The 19602-nt window shown below is 70.7% G+C and carries 16 protein-coding genes and 1 pseudogene; 12 read left to right on the forward strand and 5 right to left on the reverse strand.

Features of this window, described 5'->3' with window-relative positions; translation table 11 throughout:
* From ACSNOH_RS15675 to ACSNOH_RS15695, 5 genes and pseudogenes are all read left to right on the forward strand, one after another.
* Nucleotides 1–229, forward strand: a pseudogene (locus ACSNOH_RS15675) (hypothetical protein); the annotation flags it as partial.
* A gap of 74 nt (nucleotides 230–303) precedes the next feature.
* Nucleotides 304–876, forward strand: coding sequence for an N-acetylmuramoyl-L-alanine amidase (locus tag ACSNOH_RS15680; RefSeq protein ID WP_436721938.1), 573 nt, complete (start codon nucleotides 304–306; stop codon nucleotides 874–876).
* Between the two features lie 178 nt (nucleotides 877–1054).
* Nucleotides 1055–1639, forward strand: coding sequence for a hemerythrin domain-containing protein (locus tag ACSNOH_RS15685; protein ID WP_436721939.1), 585 nt, complete (start codon nucleotides 1055–1057; stop codon nucleotides 1637–1639).
* Between the two features lie 140 nt (nucleotides 1640–1779).
* A complete protein-coding gene (locus ACSNOH_RS15690) occupies nucleotides 1780–2430 on the forward strand; it encodes a DNA polymerase ligase N-terminal domain-containing protein (RefSeq protein WP_436721940.1) in 651 nt (216 codons plus the stop codon).
* A 57-nt stretch (nucleotides 2431–2487) separates the two neighbouring features.
* On the forward strand, nucleotides 2488–3510 hold the full coding sequence (locus ACSNOH_RS15695) for a DNA polymerase domain-containing protein (protein WP_436721941.1): 1023 nt from the start codon (nucleotides 2488–2490) through the stop codon (nucleotides 3508–3510).
* A 126-nt stretch (nucleotides 3511–3636) separates the two neighbouring features.
* Here ACSNOH_RS15695 and ACSNOH_RS15700 read toward each other — a convergent pair whose 3' ends face one another.
* The gene (locus ACSNOH_RS15700; protein ID WP_436721942.1) at nucleotides 3637–4302 is read right to left on the reverse strand and encodes an endonuclease; all 666 of its coding nucleotides are present in this window, start codon (nucleotides 4300–4302) and stop codon (nucleotides 3637–3639) included.
* 300 nt (nucleotides 4303–4602) lie between these two features.
* Here ACSNOH_RS15700 and ACSNOH_RS15705 point away from each other — a divergent pair, with 300 nt between their 5' ends.
* Nucleotides 4603–5247 carry a diguanylate cyclase gene (locus tag ACSNOH_RS15705; protein WP_436721943.1) on the forward strand — a complete coding sequence of 215 codons (645 nt, stop codon included), beginning with the start codon at nucleotides 4603–4605 and terminating at the stop codon, nucleotides 5245–5247.
* A complete protein-coding gene (locus tag ACSNOH_RS15710) occupies nucleotides 5244–6233 on the forward strand; it encodes an SMP-30/gluconolactonase/LRE family protein (protein ID WP_436721944.1) in 990 nt (329 codons plus the stop codon). Before ACSNOH_RS15705 ends, ACSNOH_RS15710 begins: the two co-directional genes overlap by 4 nt.
* Nucleotides 6234–6807: 574 nt before the next feature.
* On the opposite strand, the gene ACSNOH_RS15715 is transcribed toward ACSNOH_RS15710, so the two are convergent.
* The 3 genes from ACSNOH_RS15715 to ACSNOH_RS15725 all read right to left on the reverse strand — a co-directional run bounded on the left by ACSNOH_RS15715 (nucleotide 6808) and on the right by ACSNOH_RS15725 (nucleotide 11047).
* Nucleotides 6808–7608, reverse strand: coding sequence for an SDR family NAD(P)-dependent oxidoreductase (locus ACSNOH_RS15715; RefSeq protein WP_436721945.1), 801 nt, complete (start codon nucleotides 7606–7608; stop codon nucleotides 6808–6810).
* A gap of 210 nt (nucleotides 7609–7818) precedes the next feature.
* Entirely contained in the window at nucleotides 7819–9192 is a 1374-nt protein-coding gene (locus ACSNOH_RS15720; protein WP_436721946.1) for a cation:proton antiporter, read from the reverse strand.
* A 223-nt stretch (nucleotides 9193–9415) separates the two neighbouring features.
* Entirely contained in the window at nucleotides 9416–11047 is a 1632-nt protein-coding gene (locus ACSNOH_RS15725) for an ADP-ribosyltransferase domain-containing protein (protein ID WP_436721947.1), read from the reverse strand.
* 267 nt (nucleotides 11048–11314) lie between these two features.
* Between ACSNOH_RS15725 and ACSNOH_RS15730 the strand changes: the two genes are divergently transcribed.
* From ACSNOH_RS15730 to ACSNOH_RS15740, 3 genes are all read left to right on the forward strand, one after another.
* The gene (locus ACSNOH_RS15730; RefSeq protein WP_436721948.1) at nucleotides 11315–11995 is read left to right on the forward strand and encodes a macro domain-containing protein; all 681 of its coding nucleotides are present in this window, start codon (nucleotides 11315–11317) and stop codon (nucleotides 11993–11995) included.
* 62 nt (nucleotides 11996–12057) lie between these two features.
* Nucleotides 12058–12600 (forward strand): FHA domain-containing protein, encoded by a 543-nt coding sequence (locus ACSNOH_RS15735; protein WP_436721949.1) that lies wholly within the window; start codon nucleotides 12058–12060, stop codon nucleotides 12598–12600.
* Between the two features lie 120 nt (nucleotides 12601–12720).
* On the forward strand, nucleotides 12721–13629 hold the full coding sequence (locus ACSNOH_RS15740) for a hypothetical protein (RefSeq protein ID WP_436721950.1): 909 nt from the start codon (nucleotides 12721–12723) through the stop codon (nucleotides 13627–13629).
* A 3-nt stretch (nucleotides 13630–13632) separates the two neighbouring features.
* On the opposite strand, the gene ACSNOH_RS15745 is transcribed toward ACSNOH_RS15740, so the two are convergent.
* Entirely contained in the window at nucleotides 13633–14154 is a 522-nt protein-coding gene (locus ACSNOH_RS15745) for a DUF5959 family protein (protein ID WP_436721951.1), read from the reverse strand.
* Between the two features lie 283 nt (nucleotides 14155–14437).
* On the opposite strand from ACSNOH_RS15745, the gene ACSNOH_RS15750 reads away from it, so the two are divergent.
* Entirely contained in the window at nucleotides 14438–15805 is a 1368-nt protein-coding gene (locus ACSNOH_RS15750) for an MFS transporter (protein ID WP_436721952.1), read from the forward strand.
* A gap of 75 nt (nucleotides 15806–15880) precedes the next feature.
* Nucleotides 15881–19549, forward strand: a complete 3669-nt coding sequence (car, locus tag ACSNOH_RS15755; RefSeq protein ID WP_436721953.1) for a carboxylic acid reductase — start codon at nucleotides 15881–15883, stop codon at nucleotides 19547–19549.
* The last annotated feature ends 53 nt before the right edge of the window (nucleotides 19550–19602 follow it).

A 19602-nucleotide genomic window follows, 5' to 3' on the forward strand; every position in this document is an offset into this window, starting at 1 on the left:
ACCTGCCTCTGCGCCCACTCCGGCCCCAGCCCCGTCCCGGCCGCCTTCGACGACGGCCCCGCAGCCGCCCTCGGCCCGCCGTCCCTTCTACAGAAACGCCATCAAATCCATCAGCGAGAAGAAGACCACCGGCACGTCGCTGGTCGAGCTCACCCTGCTGCTCACCGTCCCGGCCGTGCTGGCAGCAGCACTGCTGCGACCACGGTCGGCCAGTCGGCGAAGCCGATGAACCGGCGGCGCGCACCGGCGCTCCTGTGGCGTCTGTCCAGAACGTAGAAACGCAGAAGCGTAGAGTCGGATCCCATGGGTCTCATGGGAGCTTACGGCTGCGACCATCTCGTCACCTGGTACCACCGGCTGCCCGAACGACGCCTCGACACCATCACCACGGTCGTGCTGCACGCCACCGAACTCCCCGACTTCGAAGAGGCGTTGCTCGTCGCCGACAAGTCGGCGCGGGAGAGCGAGAGCGGCCGCGGAGTCTGCGGGCACCTGTACGTCGACCGGGACGGCACGGTGCATCAACTCGTCCCGCTCGAACGCGTCGCCCAGCACGTCGCCGGACACAACACTCCGTCGATCGGCATCGAACTGATCAACCGTGGGCGCTACCCCCGGTGGTTCGACGCCGGTCACCAGACCCCGGCCGAGCCGTTCCCGCCCGCACAGGTGCAAGCCCTCAAGGACGTGTTGAGGACACTCCGCGGCGCGTGCCCGCGGCTGAGTGACCTGTACCGGCACAGCGATCTCGACACCGCCCTGGTCCCGGCCGCGGACCGCCCCGAGGTCAAGGTGCGCCGCCGCATCGACCCCGGTCCGCTGTTCCCTTGGGCGGACGTGTCGGAGTTCTGGAGCGGACTCGGCCGGCAGGCCTGACAGCCGCAGCCGCAGCCGCAGGCAGACGGTCCTGGGAGCTGCCGGCAGGCCCGGCCGCTGCCGGAACGATCCCTTCCTTAATGCCGGGGCCGTGGTGTCAGGGCCGGCCGCCGGGGTAACCGCAGAACCGTGCCGACGTACAAGGACGTACGAGACCGACAACCCCGAGGAGGACACCATGGGGTACCCGGACACGGCCGGCCAGCGGCCGGAGAGCATTGACGTCGTGGCGCTGCTGATGAATCAGCACGCCGAGATCCGGTCCCTGCTCGACGAAGTGCTGGAGCGCACCGGAGAGGAGCGGCGGCATGCCTTCCGGCGTCTCGTCCACCTGCTCGCGGTGCACGAGACGGCCGAGGAGCAGGTCGTCCACCCCTACGCCCGGCGGGCCACCGAGGGCGGCGAGCACGTGGTCGCGGACCGGCTCAAGGAGGAGGACGAGGCCAAGCGGACCCTGAAGCGGCTGGAGCACATGGACCCCGACGGGCCCGCCTTCGTCGAGGAGTTCATCACGCTCCGCGACTCCGTGCGCGCCCACGCGCGGGCCGAGGAGACGTACGAGTTCACCCGGCTGCTGGACGCCGGCGACCCGGCGCGGCTGCAGGCCCTGGCCAAGGCCGTGCGCGCGGCGGAAGCCGTCGCCCCGACACACCCGCACCCGGGCACGGAGACCGCCGGCAAGAACGCCCTGTTCGGCCCTCCGGCCGCCGTGGCGGACCGCGCCCGTGACGCGGTGCGCAAGGTGCTGGGCGACCGGAGCTGAGCAGCCGCCCCGATCGGCGGCCCAGGGCCTGCGACGGCCCGCCGCGAATGGCACGGTGAGTCCTGAGCACGGTGAGTCCTGAGCCGGGTGAGCCCTGAAGAGCCTCAAAAACGGCGTCCTGAAGGGAGAGGCAAGAGCACATGACCTCCCGCAAGGCAGCGACACCCGCCGAGGCGCTCACCGAATACCGCCGCAAGCGCGACTTCACCAGGACAGCCGAACCGAACGCTGCGAAGGAAGCGCGCACTCCCACTCGCAGCCGCGCCGACGGCCGGCCCTCGTTCGTGGTCCAGATCCACGACGCCTCCACCATGCACTTCGACTTCCGGCTGGAGGCGGACGGCGTCCTGAAGTCCTGGGCCGTCCCCAAGGGCCCTTCCCGGGACCCGCAGGAGAAGCGGCTGGCCGTGCCCACCGAGGACCACCCACTGGCGTACCGCACCTTCGAAGGCGTGATCGCGGAGGGCGGCTACGGCGCCGGCACGGTCATCGTCTGGGACGAGGGCACCTACCGCAACGAGACCACCGGCCGCGGCGGCAGCGAGGTCCCTGTGGCGGAGGCCCTGCGGCGCGGGCACGTGTCGTTCTGGATGGACGGGAGGAAGCTGCACGGCGGCTACTCGCTCACCCGTATCCGCGAGGGCCACGGCGGCCGCGGCGAGGCGTGGGTGCTCGTCAAGCGGAAGGACAAGCACGCGGCCGCTGCCCACGGCTCACCCGACCCCGTACGGGCCCGCTCGGCTCGTACGGGGCGCACGCTGCGGCAGGTCGCACAAGCGGAATCCGGCTGACCGGGCGTGAGCAGCCCGAGGGAAGGCGAACGAACGTCATGAAGATCCGTAAACGTCATGAAGATCCGTAGCGGCCGCCGCACCGTGGAGATCGGCCGCCCCGGCAAGGTGCTCCTCCCCGCGAGCCCCGCCGACCCGGCGAGCGGTGAGGGATCCGGCGCCGGCGCCCTCACCAAGGCGGGCCTCGCCGACTACTACCGCACGGTCGCCCACCGGATGCTGCCGCACCTGCGCGGGCGGCCGCTGATGCTGGAGCGCTGCCCCGACGGGACCGGGGACGCGTGCTTCATGCAGAAGGACGTTCCTGGCTACTTCCCGGACTGGGTGCACCGCGCGGAGCTGGCCAAGGAGGGCGGGACGGTCACCCACGTGATCTGCGACGACACGGCCACCCTCGTGTACCTCGCCGGGCAGGCGTGCATCACGCCGCACCGCTGGCTCGCCCGCGCCGACCGCCCGGACTGCCCCGACCGGCTGGTCGTCGACCTCGACCCGCCGGGTGCGGCGGGCGCCGCCGGAAAGGACTCGGCCGCCGGAAAGGACTCGGCCGCTGGAAGGGACTCCGCCGCCGTACGCGACGACTTCACCCCCGTACGCGAAGCCGCCCTGCTGCTGCGGGAGCTGCTGGACGAGCTCCGGCTGCCCTCCGTGGTCATGTCCACCGGCTCGCGCGGGCTGCACGTCCTGGTCCCCCTGGACCGGCGTGCGCCGTTCGATGACGTCCGCGCCTTCGCCCGTGACCTGGCGGACGTCCTCGCGTCCCGCAACCCGGCCGGGCTGACCACCGAGCCGCGCAAGGCCGCCCGCCGGGGCCGCCTCTACCTCGACATCCAGCGCAACGCCTACGCCCAGACGGCCGTCACGCCGTACGCCGTCCGGGCCCGCCCCGGAGCCCCCGTGGCCGCCCCGCTGAGCTGGGACGAGGTCGAGGACCCGGGGCTGACCCCCGGCCGCTGGACCGTCGCCACGATCGGCAGCCGCCTCGATCACGACCCCTGGCGGCAGGAGGGAGCGGCACTGCGCGGACGGTCACTGGGGCCGGCCCGCCGCAGGCTCGACGCCCTGCGCGAACGGGGCTGACCGTACGCGGTGGAGTGCACGTACCTCTCGCCGGTCCGGCGTCGCGCGCGCCACTGAGGAGCCTCAGCTGCGGACCGGCAGTCAGCAGACCGGCAGTCAGCAGACCGGCAGCCAGTAGACCGGCAGTCAGTCCGCCTTCCCGGACCGGGCGGCTTCCTTCACCTCTTCGGCGACCGCTTTGTCCAGCGCTGCCCGCACCAGCGCGGCCGCGAACGCCGCGGCGTCCTCACGCCGGACCAGCCGTGCCAGCGCACCGGGATCGCGCGGCAGCCCCAGGCGTGCGGCTCCCTCGCCGGCCTTGCCGTCGAAGCGCGGATACACCTCCGGCCACACGCCCTGCACCTCCCGCAGGAAGATGTCCGCGCCCGCCGGCCCGAGCCCCGGCAACTCCTGCAACACCTCCCGCAGCCGCTCCGGATCTCCGTCCGCCGCCTCGCGCATCCGACGGACGTCGCCCCCGTAGCGGTCGAGCAGCAACTGCGCCCCGTCGCCCAGCTGGGTGGCGGTGCGCTCGTCGTAGCGCCGGTAGCCGCCCTTGCCCAGCGCGTCCACGCGCTGCTGCCAGGTCGCGCCGGCCATCCGCCGCGGATCCTTCATCCCGGCCTCTGCCAGGCAACGAGCGGTCTCGACCGCGACGGACGCCCGGATCCGCGCACTGAGCAGACAGGCCAGCACGGCGAGCCGGTACAGCGGCTGCGGGGTGTCCTTCAGCCGGATGCCCGCCTCCTCGGCGTACGTCTGCCCGTACATGCGCAGCAATGCGTCCGCGGTCTGCTGGTTGCTGGTGCCCATGGAACGAGTGTGTCCCGGCCCGCCCCCCTGCGGCCGGTGGACGCTCGCCGGTGCGGCACGCGCCCGGCGCGACCACCCGGAAGGGCCAAAACGGCTCCACGGCGGCTCCAGGGCTGTTCCAAGCCGTTCTGAGGCTGTTCCAAGGCTGTTCCGAGGCCGCTCCACTCTCGCGGGCACTGTTGTTCGGCCGTTTTCCCGCGTCGGCTGCATGGCTGAGGAGAAGGGGGTAGATGTGACTACCTGCCCGTATGCATGTTCCCTCCATAACCCCCGTACGCCCCACACGCCCCGGAGGTATTCATGGCTCGCTCCGGCACGTCCTTCGTCCGCTCCTGGCAGCGCTGGCGCCACGGGCGCGACCTCACCATCCCCGCCCGCTCCACCGCCGTGGAGGACACCAACCGGCGGTTCCTGCTGTACGGGGTGCTCCCGCTGTGGGTGGTGCCCGCGGTCTCGGACTGGTGGATGCACAAGAAGACGCGCATCGAGCACACGAGCGGTCTCAAGGAGTCCGCCGTCCACGCGCTGATGATGACCGAGGCCGGCATCCCCGTCGCCATGGGACTCCTGGCCAGGATCAACCCGCTCGTCCTCTCCGTGATGGGAGGAGCGGCTGTCGCCCACGGCGCCACCGCCCTCTACGACGTGAGCCTGGCCACGGCGGAGCGCGAAGTACGCCCCTTGGAGCAGCACATCCACAGCTTCCTGGAGGTGCTGCCGCTGTCGGCGATGGCGTTCACGGCGTGCCTGCACGCCGACGAGGTCCGAGCGGCCCTGCGCGGCGGCCGCGGCCCTCACGACTGGGCGCTCCTGCCCAAGGACAGGCCCCTGCCCGCGAAGTACCTCGCCGGCCTCGGCGCGGTGATCTGCGCCGGAGTGATCCTCCCGTACGCCGAGGAACTCTCCCGGTGCCTGCGCGCCCGGCGCCGGGCCACTGCCTCATGAGGCGCACCCCCGCTCCCGCCCGCCGCACGGAGCCCCGGCCGCTGCCTCCCCTGCGCATGCTCCGCATCGGAGGGCCAGGGCCCGAGGACGTCGTCGTGGACTCCGCCGGACGAGTGCTCACCGGCACCGGCGACGGCCTGATCCGGCGCATCACCCTGCCCGGCCCGCGCGGCGGAGCCCGGGTCGAGGAGATCGCCCGGACGGGCGGCAGGCCACTCGGCCTGGAGGCGCTGCCCGACGGCAGGCTGCTCGTCTGCGACGCCGAACGGGGGCTGCTGCGCGTCACTCCAGGGGCCGGAGGCGAACCGGAAGTGCTCGTGGATTCGGTGGCGGGCGTGCCCCTGCGGTTCTGCAGCAACGTGACCGCCGCCGCGGACGGCACCCTCTATTTCACCGCCGCCAGCCTCCGGTACGGGCTGCGCCACTGGCAGGCCGACATCGTGGAACACTCCGGCACCGGCCGGCTGATGCGTCTCCGGCCGGGCGGCGAGACCGAAGTGCTCCTCGACGACCTGCAGTTCGCGAACGGCGTCGTCCTGGCGGCCGACGAGTCCTACGTCGCCGTGGCCGAAACCGGCGCGTACCGCCTCACCCGGCTCTGGCTCACCGGGCCCCGGTCAGGCGTGCGGGACACCCTGATCGGCGACCTGCCGGGCTTCCCGGACAACCTCTCCCGCAGCGCCACCGGGACCATCTGGACCGCCCTCGCCGCACCACGGACGGCGCCCCTCGACCAGTTCCACCGCGCCCCGGCGGCGGTGCGGCGCGCGGCGGCCGCCGCGGCGGTCCACGTGCACCCGCCGGCGCGACGCGTCGCACGCGTCATGGGCATCGGCCCCGGCGGTCGCGTCACCCACGACCTGGGACGGCACGGCACCGGCTACCGCATGGTCACCAGCGTGTACGAACACGAGGGCACCCTCATACTCGGCAGCCTCCTGGAGCCGGGCATCGCCGTGTGCGACCTCCCGCCCTGCGCCCCCTGACAGAGCCGGTTCAGGCCGCGTGCTTGCCCCTGCCCTTGGCGAAGGGATTGGCGAAGGGACCGGCGCCCTTCGCGAGCGGACCGGCCGGGGCCGGCCTCCGGCGTACGAGATCGGGCACGGCTTTCAGGGAACGACGGCGCTGGGAAGACTGCCCGGTCTGTGCGGGCTCCTCGGCTTGTACGGACAGTGCGGGCCGGGCGGACGGGGCGGACGGGGTGGAGTGGGCAGGTTGTGCCGGCTGTACGGGCCGTGCCGGCTGCGGGCGCTGCGCGGGGCGTCCCTTCGCAGGGTCGTTCAGCACGCGTTCCTCGTAGCGGCCCAGTGCGAGCACTACGCACAACATCAAAGGGGGCAGGAGCAGAGCGACGGCGACCACCGTGGGCCCCTTTCGCAGTGACGGAGGATTCCCACATCGCGTTGCCGTCCATGCAGAGGACAAACACCGAAGTAGGCCAAACGGGAATTCCCGGCACCGGCCCCGGGGCCCCGGCCACCGCCGCGGCTCTGATATGCGCGGCGCAGCGCAGCGGACGGTGGCTGTGTGGGCTGCCGGCCGTCGGCTGCGGGCTGCCGGCTACCGGCCCGCCGTGAGACCGCCGTCGCAGGCCAGGACGCTGCCGGTGGTCCACCGGGACTCGTCGGACAGCAGGAAGAGCGCGGCGCGCGCCATGTCGTCCGGGTCCGCTATGCCGTTCAGCGGGAAGTGCGAGGCTTGTTCGGCACGTGCCTCATCGGTCGTCAGCCAGCTGTCCAGCATTTCCGAGCGGGTGAGGCCCGGAGCGACGGCATTGATGCGGATGCCGTCGCGTGCGTACTCCAGGGCCGCGCTCTTCACGAGCCCGGTGAGGGCGAACTTGGCGGCCGAATAGTCGCTCGCGTAAGCGCTGCCCGCGAGCCCGGCGGTCGACGAGCAGAGCACGATCGAGCCGCCGCCGGCGTGGTCCAGTATGGCCGGGACCTCGTATTTCATCGACAGGAACGTCCCGCGCAGATGCGTTGCGACGACCTTGTCGAAGTGGGCCGTGTCCACTTCGTGCAGCCGCCTGCCCGCGCCCGGCACCCCGGCGTTGTTGAACGCGCCGTCGAGCCGGCCGAAGACGCGTACCGTCTCCTCCACAGCCGTTGCCACGGAACGCTCGTCCGTCACGTCGCACCGCAGGGGCAGTACGTCGTGCCCCTCTCGCTTGAGGTCACGGGCCAGGGCGGTGAGCCGGTCCTCGCGGCGGGCCGCGGCCGCCACGAGCGCGCCCTCGGCGGCGAACCGGCGGACGGCGGCTGCGCCGATGCCGCTCGACGCCCCGGTCACCAGGATCACCCGGCCTGCGAGCCGGTCGGCGGTGAAGGAGAGGGGAGCGGGCTGCTGATACCTCGTCATGTGGTCATTCCCTTCGTGGTGGAAGCGCGGAAGCGCGGAGGTATGGAAGCGTGGAGGTGCGGAGTCGTGGAGATGCGGCAGTGTGCAGGGTGTACGTGTGTGCCACTGTGGTCCACGGGGCCTCCGGGGTGAACAAAGACGCGTCCTCCGAGGCCGGATCCGTCCGGATCAGACGGGTGTCACAGGAGAAATGGCGGTATTCCGTTCAGCTCAACGGGCCGGTTCGTCCGGAGGCGTTCGCGTAATCCGCTCATCGCCGGCGTTCACCGGCTGCTTCGGAACGGCTCGGGGAAGCAGAGAGGGACGCCCGGCAGAGGATTCCGTGGTGAGGGCGCGTACCAGGGGATTGACGGATGCCGTGGCCAAGAGCGCGGTCAGCAGCATTGCCGTGAAGACTTCGCCGGAGATGATTCCCGCATCGCGCCCGATGGTGAGCATGATGACCTCGCTGAGCCCTCTGGTGTTGAGGAGAACGCCCAGCACGGAGGCTTCCCGCGAGGGAAGGCCGGTCAGACGGGCTCCGGACAGCGTTCCGGCGTATTTCCCGGCGCAGCCCACGAAGAGGAAGGCAGCGAGCTCGATCGCGCCTGCGGGCCCCAGCCCGGTGACGTCGACGGAGAGTCCCGTGAGGGCGAAGAAGACGGGAATGAGCAGCGCGCCGGTGTGCTGGAACGGGGCTTCGAGGGACAGGCGCAGCTCCGGGGCGAGATCGCGGGGCATGGCCAGGCCGAAGGCGAAGGCGCCCAGCACCGCGTGGATCCCGGTCCATGCGGTGGCGAAGGACGAGAGCAGGACTCCGCTGCTGATCACCATGACGGGCAGGAGCGGGTGCCCGCCGCCCTGCCTGCCGCTCTGCGCGAACCGGTGCGTGTATCGGTGGGCGTACCAGTGCAGGAACCGGTGCAGCAGCGGACGGACCCCGCAGGCCATGGCGAGCGCGTAGAGCAGGACCTGCACCAGAGACTGCAGGCCGTGCGCCGGGCCGTGGCCCCGGACCGTGGTGAGCAGCGCGGCCAGGGCACACCAGACGACGGCTTCGGTGAGGGCCCCGCAGGCGATGGCCAAGGTGCCCGCGCGGCTCTTGTGCAGGCCGTTCTCCTTGATGATGCGGGCGAGGACGGACAGCGCGCCCATGGTCAGGACGATCCCCATGAAGACGACGAAGACACCGGCCGGCGTGCCCGGGGAAGTGACGGCAGGACGTTGGACGAGCAGCACCGCGCAGACCGCGACCGCCAAGGTGAAGGGCACGGCCAGGGACGCCGTCGTGAGGGCGAGGACGGCACGCAGACGGCCGTGCAGGGGACGGAAGTCCAGTTCCCAGCCGGTGACGAACATGAAGAGGACGATCCCCACTTGGGCGATGGCGGCCAGGTGCGGCCGCGCCTGCGGTGGGAAGATCAGCCCGGGAAGGTCACCGGGCAGGAGCCCGAGCAGGCTCGGGCCCAGGAGGAGGCCCACGGCGATCTCACCGACGACGACCGGCTGCCGGAGCCGCGCGCGCAGCGGGCCGATGGCGACACCGGCGAGCAGGATGACGGCGATATCCGCCAGGATCACCGCGTCCGGCGAAGAGTTGTTCAAGGTTCTGACGCCTCTCCCGGCCGGGCGCGGAGAATTCCTGGAAGTGGTCCATGCCGGTTGAATGCAAGGCCGCTGCGCCCTGTCCGCTGTGAGGCGGCCCTTGACGTGTACGGCTGTGATCCTAAGGACCGGAAAGCAGTGCGGGGGAGGAGTTGCGTGGCCCTTCCACCCGAATGAGTGGAAGGGCCACGCAGGAATGGAGCGGCGGACGGGCGGTGCCCGCTCAGGAGACGAGCGGCTGCTCCTCCAGCTCGGCCAGCTTCACGGTGCACAGGCCGCTGCGCTCGACCTTCACGTCCTCCACCTTGAGCTGCGTACCCGGCAGCAGGATGTACTCCTCCTCACCGGTGAACGCCGAGAAGCGCTGGATGCCCACGGCACGGACGGGCCGAACCTCGAAGAGCGTCCGCTTGCCGCGGCTGCCGAGGAACGACCGTGCCACACCGAGCTTGGGCGTGCAGGACGAGACGCCCCACCAGGTCACGGTCTTGCCGACCGGGTACTGGGCGCGCAGGTCCAGTGAGACGCCGCGCCACAGCGGTTCCCTGCGGGCGGGGAGTCCCGACACGGCCGAGAACAGCAGCCGCAGGTAGGGGAGGTACGGAACGACCTTGGAGCGGTCCGGGGAACGCAGAATGGCGTTGATCTCCCGGTAGAAGGCGGACTCGCAGGTGTAGAGGTAGAGGGCGGCGATCGCGTCGGCGGACAGGCCGGCGGCCGCGGCCGGGTCGTCCGCCCGGCTCTTGCCGAACTCGTGCGACATGCCGACGTGCCGGTCGAGACCGGACAGCAGCCGGGCGACCGGGCCGAGGGCGTCGCGGAAGCTCATGAGCGGGGTGTCGGACACACCGGTGATCGCGGGCAGCGCAAGGCCCTCGTCCTTGACGCCGGCAAGCCGGTCCAGGTAGAGCTGGTGCAGCTCCATGGTGGACGTGATGAACGCGCCCATGCGCTCGGCGATGCCGCCGTCCGCCGCCCCGCCGGCCCCCGCCCCCGCTTTGTCCCATCCCTTGCTCGGCAGCCAGTCGATCGTGTCGGCACCCAGCGACGCGAGGGCATCGTTCACGACGGCGAAGTGGTCGCCGTCGCAGAAGATGTCGCCCTGCGCCGCGGGGTTGGAGTGGTCGATGTGCCGGACCTCGACCCCGGGATACTTCTCCTGAAGCCGGAGGACGACCTTCTTCAGGCTGCGCGCGTGAGCTCCCCACCACGCGAAGACGACACCGCGGTCCTCCTCGGCGGCGTCCTGCTTGGCCTTGAGAATCTCCTCGACGATCCGCTCGGCGACCGGACGCCAGAAGGCGGTGTGCAGGGCGGCGTCCGCGCCCCGCCCCCCGGAGCTGCTGGCGGTCAGCGCCGTGTTGAGCAGCAGCACGCCCTGCGTGAGCATCGCCTGGAACCACTCCGGCGGCTGGACGGTGTCCTGCTCCTTGAGCAGCGCACGGATGTCGGCGATCGGGGTCTTCTTGGGTATGCCGTACTTCCACATCGCCGCTGCCTTGATGATGCAGCGGATGCTGACGACCCGGCCGAACTGGCTGTCCTTCCAGTCGTGGAAGGTGTTGTCGAACATCGCGATGCCCGTGGCGCTTTCGGGCCGCGGATACGGATTCTGGCCGAAGGCGACGACCTTCCACTTGTGCGGCGGGTTGGGCTTGAGCGCCTGGAAGGTCAGTTCACGGACTGGGACGATTTCCGGGCCCCGGTCCGGGCCGATGAACGAGGCCGCTTCCGGCTGCGCCTCGATAGCCGGCTTCAGCAGCGGAAGCCACGGCTCACCGCCGCCCTTGAAGAGCTCGGTGAGGGCAAGCGGGTCATGGGCGTCGGGCTCGGCCGGGACATGGGAATCGTTCATCGTGAAAGGCTCCGGATATCAAAACGCGCCGATGGGACATGTTCGGCAGGAATGGTGAAATCGCCCCGCGAGGGCCTGAACCCGACGACGAACCTGAAACGTCGCTCCGGCCCTGCCCCGCGGAAACCTGCTGCAGGCTAGCACCGGCCTCCGACACCGCCCCCAACCATGACGAGAGGTCACGAACCGCAGGTGAGGGCGGCGTTGTCAGTGGGGCGCGGTAACGTCTTGAGCGCTGGAACGACCGGCTTCCGACGGGAGTGGACCATGACCGAGAACCGTGTGCAGCCGCCGCTGCGAGTGGTGCTGACCGATATCAACACCGAGGTGGTGGAGGCGTGGCGGGCGGCCTTCGCCGGCATGCCCGGGATCGAGATCCGCAAGGGTTCGATCCTCGACGAGGAAGTCGACGCCTGGGTTTCCCCGACCAATTCCCGGGGCCGGATGGACGGTGGTCTCGACGCCGCCATCAAGCGGTATCTCGGTGCGGGTATCCAGTTGCGCGTACAGCGCGCGATCCGCGACGAGTTCGAGGGACGGCTCCCGGTGGGCAGCGCGGTGTGCGTATCGTCCGGGGCGGTCAATCCCAAGTTCCTGATCTCGACGCCCACGATGGAATATTCCGCGCAGAACGTGAGCGAGACGCTGAATGTGGCCTTGGCGTGCGCCGCCGCGTTCCAGGCAATACACCGGCAGAACGAGCAGGCGCCGGGCAGCATCCAGTCGGTGGCGCTCGTCGGCATGGGGGCTCGGACCGGCCGGGTGCCGGCCCGGGTGTGCGCCAACCTGATGTGGACGGGCTACACCTTGTTCAACGACTACCGCTTCGACGACTACGACGACCTGCGCAGCACGATCACCGCCCAGCTCGACGACATCGAGAACGCGCCGGAGGAAAAGCCCGTGCGCATCGCACCGCCGAAGCGCGCCGCGGCGTCCCGCCGCTGACCGAGGCACGCGTCTGTTTGATTTTGTGGACAGGGCGGTCCGAAAACCTGAGAATCACCCTCATGACGTCCCCTGAGTTCCGTACGCGCGTGACACGGCCCTCCGAGGCCGACCGGGAGAGGGCGCTGGCGGTCCTGCGCGACGGCACCGGCGACGGCAGGCTCTCCCACGACACGTTCATGCGCCGCATGGACCTCGTCCTGACCGCCCGCACCAGCGCCGAGATCGAGCTCGCCATGGCCGACCTCCCCTCCCGGGGGCGGTTCTCGGACTTCGTCCTGCGCGTGGTGGGCCGCCTGTCATCCTTCGGAGCCGGCGTGCGCGGCGCCTGGCGGAGCGCACGGCTCCCCGGCCTCCGGCTCCCCGAACCCGGCACGAAGCCGCTGACCATCGGCCGTGCCCCGGTCTCCGATCTGCGCCTCGAAGACGACACGGTCTCCCGCCGGCACGCGGAGCTGCGCTGGCTCGACCACGGCTGGCGCCTGACGGACCTCGGCTCCCGCAACGGCACCTACGTCAACGGCCTGCGCATCGCCGGCTCCGTCCGCGTGGCCCCGGGCGACCACGTCTCCTTCGGCGAACTCGGCTTCCGGCTGTCGGTCTGACGAGCCGGCACGCTGCGGACGGGTTACGGAACGACGCCACCCGAAGCCTGAAGTCCGAAGCCTGAAGTCCGAACGACACTGCACGAACGGCGCAGTCCCCACCTGGAGCACCAGCACATCATGGCCCGCATACTCCCTCCGTCCCCCTGCAACGTGGAGGCGCTCCTACCCGAGCTGTCCGGCCTCGCCCGGCAGAGCACCTTGCTGTACCCGCGCAGCGGGGCGCCGGGGGTGCACGACAGCTCCCTCGGCGGCCCGCTGCTGTGGCCGGCCGACGAGCCGTGGCCCAAGTGCTCCGAGCCGGATCACTGGAAGCCACTGCGCAAGCCGGTCGACGTCGTCGGTCCCGAGCCCGTGGCGATGGTGCCCGTCGCGCAGTTGTACGCGCGGGACGTTCCCGAGATGCCGTTCCCGCCCGGACGGGACGTCCTGCAGATCCTGTGGTGCCCGTTGATCCACGAAGGGGAAGTGCCGGCCGCGCGACCGGAGCTGTACTGGCGCAGCGAGCGCGAGACCGCCGCGGCAGGAGCCGGGATACTGACGGATCCTCCGCGGCCGTACGAGTACGAAGAGGAGTTCGTGCCCCGGCCGTGCACGGTCTCACCGACCAGGGCGGTGGAGTACCCGAACTGGGACATGCCGCCGGGGCTCTCTGAGACCCTGGCCGGACGTTTCGAGGAGATCGAGGAGCAGCTCGGCTCCTCGTACTACGACCTGGCCACCACCATCCAGAGCAAGGTGGGCGGCTACCCGGGATGGACCCAGCCGCCTGACTGGCCCGACTGCGCCTGCGGACGGCGCATGGAGCACCTCCTGAGCGTCACCGCCACCGAACCGGCCTACGGACGATGGCTGCCCCTCGACGAGCACCAGGCCGGCAGCCAGGAGCCGTCGTGGCGGACCGAGGCCGATCCCGTGGCCTTCGAAGGCATCGGGCACGGCATGGACATGGGCGGTCTCGGCGGCATGTACTTCTTCGTCTGCCGCGCCTGCCCGGGCATGCCCTTCTCGTACCGCTACGACTGCTGAACATCAACCGCCCGGCACGGCGTCGATATGGACGAGTGATTCCGCCCGGTGGCGGGGCGAGAGCGCACTCCGAGCTCCACCGAGCAGGGCCCGGACCGCCGCGAGGCGCTCCTTCGCTTCGGCCGGCCATCCCTCGTCCATATCGACGGGCACGGAGACACCGATGCCGGTGCTGGGCGCGTCGTGCACCTCGATGACGTACGGATCGTCCGCGATGAAGCGGAGGTAGGCCGAACGGCCCGCACGCGGCCAGTCGGCAGCGAACGGTTCCTCCCCGTCCGGCTCGCCGTCCACCTCCGCGGTGGCGTCGAGGAGCTCGCCCCATTCGTCCAGGTCGTTGGAGTCGAACCCCAAAGGCAGCGTGGCATTGACGAAATCGCTGCTGATGACGATTTCCGCGTCGTAGTACCGGACACCGAGGTCTTCGAGAACCGGCTCGGTCGACAGGAGGCGGACGCTGACGGACTGACGGCCGGAGGTCAGGCGGATGAATTCGGCGCCGGCGTCCGTTGTGCTGGTGTTCATGGCGGAAATCTATGTCATGCACGCGGTGGGCCGGACGGTCGCCGCATGGAGCATCATCCTCCGAATGGAATAGGGGCATCCGCTAGGCGCCCTCAAATTGAACTTATCGGTCACATGCCGCCGGGCCGAAGACTCCATGCTTCCCCGTGGTTGACGCCGTCCGTGCCGACCTGCCTACGCTGCCAAAGCAAGATCAACAGGCCCACTGTCTCTGCGAAATGGCCGCATCATGACGAACTCGACCAGTCTCGACAGCCGCACGCCGAACGCGAGAGATGCCCCCGTGAGACCCCGGCGCGTCCTGACGGTCGCCTGTCTCGGCTACGGAATGCTCGTCATCGACATCAGCATCGTCAACGTCGCCATTCCGGCGATGCGTTCCAGCCTGCACGCGAGCCTGGCGACGATGCAGCTCGTGGTCGACGCGTACGTGATCGTCCTCGCCAGCCTCGTCCTGGCCGGTGCCGCGGCGGTGGGACGGTTCGGTTCCGTGTCCACCTTCCGCCTCGGCATCGGCGTCTTCGGGCTGGCGTCCGTGCTGTGCGGAGTCGCGCCCAACGGTGCCGTGCTCGTCGCCACGCGGGTCATGCAAGGTCTCGGCGCCGTGCTGCTCGTCCCCGCCACCCTCGTGCTGATCACCGACACCTACAAGGACCCGGACAAGCGCGCCAAAGCCATAGCCATCTGGGCCACGGTCGCCGGAAGCCCGGTCGCGTTCGGTCCCATCCTGGGAGGCGCGCTCGTCTCGGCGGTCGGCTGGCGAAGCATCTTCCTCATCAACATACCCGTCGTCCTGGCCATCCTCCGGCTCTCGGCACGTCACATGCCCCACGGCGAACCGGAAGCGAAGAAGGAGCCCCAGGACATCGCGGGCCAGCTCCTCGGCATCGTCTTCCTCGCGAGCGTCGCCCTGGCGCTCACCGAAGGGCGCGAAACAGGCTGGACCCGGCCGCTCCCCGTCGCGGCGTACGCGACCGCGCTCGTCGCGCTCGCCGCCTTCGTCGTCAGACAGCGCACGTACGCCTTCCCCATGATTCCGAAGGACCTGCGCCGGGCCCCGGGATTCGGCGGGTTCGTCATGGTGGGCCTGCTGCTCTTCCTCGGCTACTACGGGCTGGTCTTCTCCATCAGCGTCTACCTCCAGCAGGTGCGCGGCTACGGCCCCGTCGCCACCGGACTGTGCTTCCTGCCCTCCGCGCTGCCGATCACGTTCATGCCCCTGGTCGCCGGGCGCGTCAACGCCAAGCACAGTCCCTTGCGCGTCCTGACCACCGCTGCGGTCCTGACGCTGGGCGGCGGCGTGCTGCTGACCGTCCTGGGCGGCGACGCACCGATCGGCACCTGCATCGGGCTCGTCTTCATCGGCCTGGGCTTCGGCCTCGCGACCGTGCCCCAGATCTCCCTGGTCATGGCGACGGCCCCGCCGCACCGCTCCGCCATCGCCAGCGGACTGCTGTCGGCCGCCCGGCAGTCGGGAACCACGATCGGCATCGCCCTGCTCGGCGGGCTTCAGTCCGGGGACGGCATCGTCGCGCCGGCGCTCGCGGCCGTCGTGGCCTACCTGCTGATGGCGGCGGCCATCGTCCTCGCCGGCCGGAAGCTGGCCGCTCGGACGTCCGGGACATCCAAAACGTCCCCGCGGACCACGTAGCAAGAAGCCGGGCCTTCGCGAAGTTCGTGTCCCGGTGCCCGAGCGCACCGGCCCCATCACCAATGGAGGGCATTCATGAACGAGCACAACACCGAGCACCACACAGTCCACGAAACAGCGCACCCCACCACCCCCCGCCCCAGCCACAGCATCTCCGCCCGCATCGAAGCACTCCACACCGACGACCCCGAATTCGCCCGCGCCGTCCCCGCGCCCGCCGTCGCCGAGGCCGTTCACCGCGCCGACGGCAGCCTCATGGGAACGATCGCGGCCGCCATGACCGGCTACGCCGACCGGCCGGCGCTCGGGCGCAGAGCCGAGCGCCTCGTCGAAGACCCCGCCACCGGCCGCCGCACCGTCAGTCTCCTCCCGCACTTCGAGACCCTGTCCTACGCCGAACTGTGGCAGCGGGTGCGCCGTCTCGCCGCCGCCTGGGCCGAGGCCGTACCGGGCGGCCTGCGCGCCGGCGACTTCATCGGAGTCCTCGGCTTCACCAGCGTCGACTACGCCACCATCGACCTGGCCTGCATGTACCTGGGGTCGGTGTCGGTGCCGCTGCCCACGGGATGGTCCGCGGCACGGCTGGCCCCCATCCTCACCGAGACGGAACCGCGGATCCTCGCCGTCGACCTCGCGTCGCTCGACGCCGCGGTCGACGCCGTCCTGACCTCCGACTCCGTCGAACGCCTCGTCGTCTTCGACTACGACCCGCGCGTGGACGACCACCGCGAGGCGCTGCGAACCGCCGCCGGCAAGCTGAACGGGCGCGCCCCGGTCGTGCCGCTCCAGGAGGAACTGGCCCGCGGCGGACAGCTGCCCGCGCTCGAACCCCGTGACGACGGCGACCCGGACCGCCTGGTCGGCCTGATCTACACCTCCGGAAGCACCGGCGCGCCCAAGGGCGCCATGTACACCGCATCCATGATCACAAGGATGTGGCAGAACAGCCGCGCAGGCATGCCGAACGCCGCACCAGGCACCGGCAGGCCCGTGCCGGTGATCGTCCTGCACTACATGCCCATGAGCCACGTCAACGGCCGCGCCCGGCTGATCTCCGGCCTCGCCTCCGGCGGCACCGGTTACTTCGCGGCCCGCAGCGACATGTCGACGCTCTTCGAGGACATCGGTCTGGCGCGCCCCACCGTGCTGAGCCTGGTGCCGAGGATCTGCGACATGGTCCACCAGCGGTACCTCCTCGAAACCGACCGCCTCTCCCGTACCGGCATCACCCGGGCGGACGCCGAGGCGGCCGCCCGCACCCGCGTCCGCGACGACATGCTCGGCGGCCGGATCGTCAGCGCCTTGTGCGGCAGCGCTCCGCTCTCGTCGCAGATGCACACCTTCATGGCGGAGGTCCTCGGCACGAAGGTCGTCGACTGCTACGGCTCGACGGAGACGACCCGGCCGGTCGTCGTCGACCAGCAGGTACGCCGCCCGCCGGTGATCGACTACCGGCTGGTGGACGTACCGGAGCTCGGCTACTTCGCGACCGACAAGCCGTACCCGCGGGGCGAACTGCGCCTGAAGTCGGTCGGCCTGGTGCAGGGTTACTACAAGCAGCCGGACGTCACCGCGCGCGCCTTCGACGAGGACGGCTACTACAAGACCGGCGACGTCGTCGCCGAGATCGCACCCGACCGGTTGGTCTACGTCGACCGGATCAACAATGTCGTGAAGCTCTCCCAGGGAGAGTTCGTCGCCGTGTCCAAGCTGGAGGCGCTGTACGCGACGAGCCCGTACGTCTCGCAGATCTACGTCTACGGCAGCAGTGAGCAGGCGTTCCTGCTGGCCGTGGTCGTCGCGGACGACGAGCAGCTGGACCGGGCGCGGCCCGGCCGCGGGCAGCCGGCTCCGGGCGGCGACGACGCCGCGACGCGCGCCACGATCCTCGACTCCCTGCGGGAGCTCGCCCGGGAGGCGGGCCTCAACCCGTACGAGGTCCCGTACGACGTCATCCTCGAACCGGAGCCGTTCACGATCGAGAACGGCCTCCTGTCCGGGGTCGGCAAGCTCCTGCGGCCCGCACTCAAGGAGCGCTACGGCGCACAACTGGAGCAGCTGTACGCGGACATCGCCGACGGCAGGGCCGGCCGGATCGCGGCGCTGCGTACCGCGGGCCGGAGCGCCGAGCCGCTGGAAGCGGTCCTCGCCGCGGTCCAGGTCACCCTCGGCTACCCCGCGTCGATGGTGATGCCGGAGGCCGCGTTCACCGAACTGGGCGGCGACTCCCTGTCGGCGCTCACCTTCTCGACGGTCCTTGAGCAGATCTTCGACACCGAGGTTCCGGTCCAGGCCGTCCTGAGCCCCACGTCGACCCTGGCCGGCATCGCGGACCACCTCGCCGCAGCGCCCGGAACGGCCGCTGCCGCGTCCCGGCCCACGTTCGCTTCGGTCCACGGCCGCGGCGCCACTGAGGTGAAGGCGGGTGACCTGACGCTCGACCGGTTCGTCGACGAGCGGGTCCTGGCCCGTGCGGCGCGAGCCCGGGACGTACCGGAAGTAAAGGTTCCCGAAGCGAAGGTTCCGGACGCGGCGGACCCGGCCGCAACGGCGACCGGGAACGTGCTGCTCACCGGGGCGACCGGCTATCTCGGCAGGTTCCTGGCGGTCGAATGGCTGGAGCGCGCCGCCGCGTCCGGCGGGCGGCTGACCGTCCTCGCCCGCGGCGCCGACGACGCCGCCGCCCGGGAACGCGTCCTCCAGTGCCTGCGCGGCGCCGCCGGGGAGCGGACCGACTGGTTCGACGCGGTCTCCGCCCGGCACCTCGATGTCCTGGCCGCGGACGTGTCCGCGCCGAAGCTGGGCCTCGGCCGTGCGAGCTGGGAGCGGCTGGCCGCCGAGACCGACCGGATCGTGCACTCCGCGGCACTCGTCAACCACGTACTCCCGTACAGCCGGCTGTTCGAACCGAACGTCGCCGCGACCGCCGAGCTGATCGAGCTCGCCCTCACTCACCGGACGAAGAAGTTCGCGTACATCTCCACCATCGCGGCCGCGATGATGCCCGACGGAACGTTCCTGGACGAGACCGCCGACGTCCGTGACGCTTCTCCGGTACGGCAGCTCAACGACTCCGACGCCAACGGGTACTCCACCAGCAAGTGGGCCGGCGAGGTCCTCCTCAGGGAGGCTCACGACGCCACCGGGCTGCCGGTCGCGGTCTTCCGCCCCGACATGATCCTGGCCCACAGCAGCCTGACCGGACAGCTGAACCTTCCCGACCGGTTCACGCGCCTGCTCCTCAGCGTGGTCGCGACGGGCATGGCACCGCGTTCCTTCCACCGGCTCGACGCCGACGGCAACCGACGGCGGGCCCACTACAGCGGACTGCCCGTCGACTTCACCGCCGCGGCGATCGCGTCGCTCAGCGAGCGGAGCCACGACGGCCACGTCACGTACAACACCGTCAATGCCAACGACGACGGGGTCTCACTCGACGAGATCGTGGACTGGCTCATCCGCGCCGGCCACCCGATCACCCGGTTCGACCACTACGAACAGTGGCGCGTACGTTTCGAGGCCGCCCTGCGAGGCCTCCCCGAGCACCAGCGCCGGCTGTCGATGCTGCCGCTGATGCGCGCGTACGCCCGTCCGACCGAGCCGAGAACGAGCTCCATGGTGCCGGCGAGCCGGTTCACCGCGGCGGTCACCGGATCGGGCATCGGCGGGGGCGCCATACCGTCCCTGACGCCGGAATTCATCGACAAGTACGTCGCGGACTTGAGAGCGCTGGGCGTTCTCTGACGTTCACGACCCGGGCGGCTGTTTGACCTTCAAGCCGCTTGAACGCCGACAAT

Origin of the sequence: Streptomyces sp. URMC 127, from assembly GCF_051386535.1 — a bacterium.
Classification (GTDB): Bacteria; Actinomycetota; Actinomycetes; order Streptomycetales; family Streptomycetaceae; genus Streptomyces.

Bases quoted from the DNA above. Each gene is read 5' to 3' on its own strand.
- ACSNOH_RS15680 (WP_436721938.1), top strand. From the start codon at position 304: ATGGGTCTCATGGGAGCTTACGGCTGCGACCATCTCGTCACCTGGTAC.
- ACSNOH_RS15685 (WP_436721939.1), top strand. From the start codon at position 1,055: ATGGGGTACCCGGACACGGCCGGCCAGCGGCCGGAGAGCATTGACGTC.
- ACSNOH_RS15690 (WP_436721940.1), top strand. From the start codon at position 1,780: ATGACCTCCCGCAAGGCAGCGACACCCGCCGAGGCGCTCACCGAATAC.
- ACSNOH_RS15695 (WP_436721941.1), top strand. From the start codon at position 2,488: ATGAAGATCCGTAGCGGCCGCCGCACCGTGGAGATCGGCCGCCCCGGC.
- ACSNOH_RS15700 (WP_436721942.1), bottom strand. From the start codon at position 4,302: ATGGGCACCAGCAACCAGCAGACCGCGGACGCATTGCTGCGCATGTAC.
- ACSNOH_RS15705 (WP_436721943.1), top strand. From the start codon at position 4,603: ATGGCTCGCTCCGGCACGTCCTTCGTCCGCTCCTGGCAGCGCTGGCGC.
- ACSNOH_RS15710 (WP_436721944.1), top strand. From the start codon at position 5,244: ATGAGGCGCACCCCCGCTCCCGCCCGCCGCACGGAGCCCCGGCCGCTG.
- ACSNOH_RS15715 (WP_436721945.1), bottom strand. From the start codon at position 7,608: ATGACGAGGTATCAGCAGCCCGCTCCCCTCTCCTTCACCGCCGACCGG.
- ACSNOH_RS15725 (WP_436721947.1), bottom strand. From the start codon at position 11,047: ATGAACGATTCCCATGTCCCGGCCGAGCCCGACGCCCATGACCCGCTT.
- ACSNOH_RS15730 (WP_436721948.1), top strand. From the start codon at position 11,315: ATGACCGAGAACCGTGTGCAGCCGCCGCTGCGAGTGGTGCTGACCGAT.
- ACSNOH_RS15735 (WP_436721949.1), top strand. From the start codon at position 12,058: ATGACGTCCCCTGAGTTCCGTACGCGCGTGACACGGCCCTCCGAGGCC.
- ACSNOH_RS15740 (WP_436721950.1), top strand. From the start codon at position 12,721: ATGGCCCGCATACTCCCTCCGTCCCCCTGCAACGTGGAGGCGCTCCTA.
- ACSNOH_RS15745 (WP_436721951.1), bottom strand. From the start codon at position 14,154: ATGAACACCAGCACAACGGACGCCGGCGCCGAATTCATCCGCCTGACC.
- car (WP_436721953.1), top strand. From the start codon at position 15,881: ATGAACGAGCACAACACCGAGCACCACACAGTCCACGAAACAGCGCAC.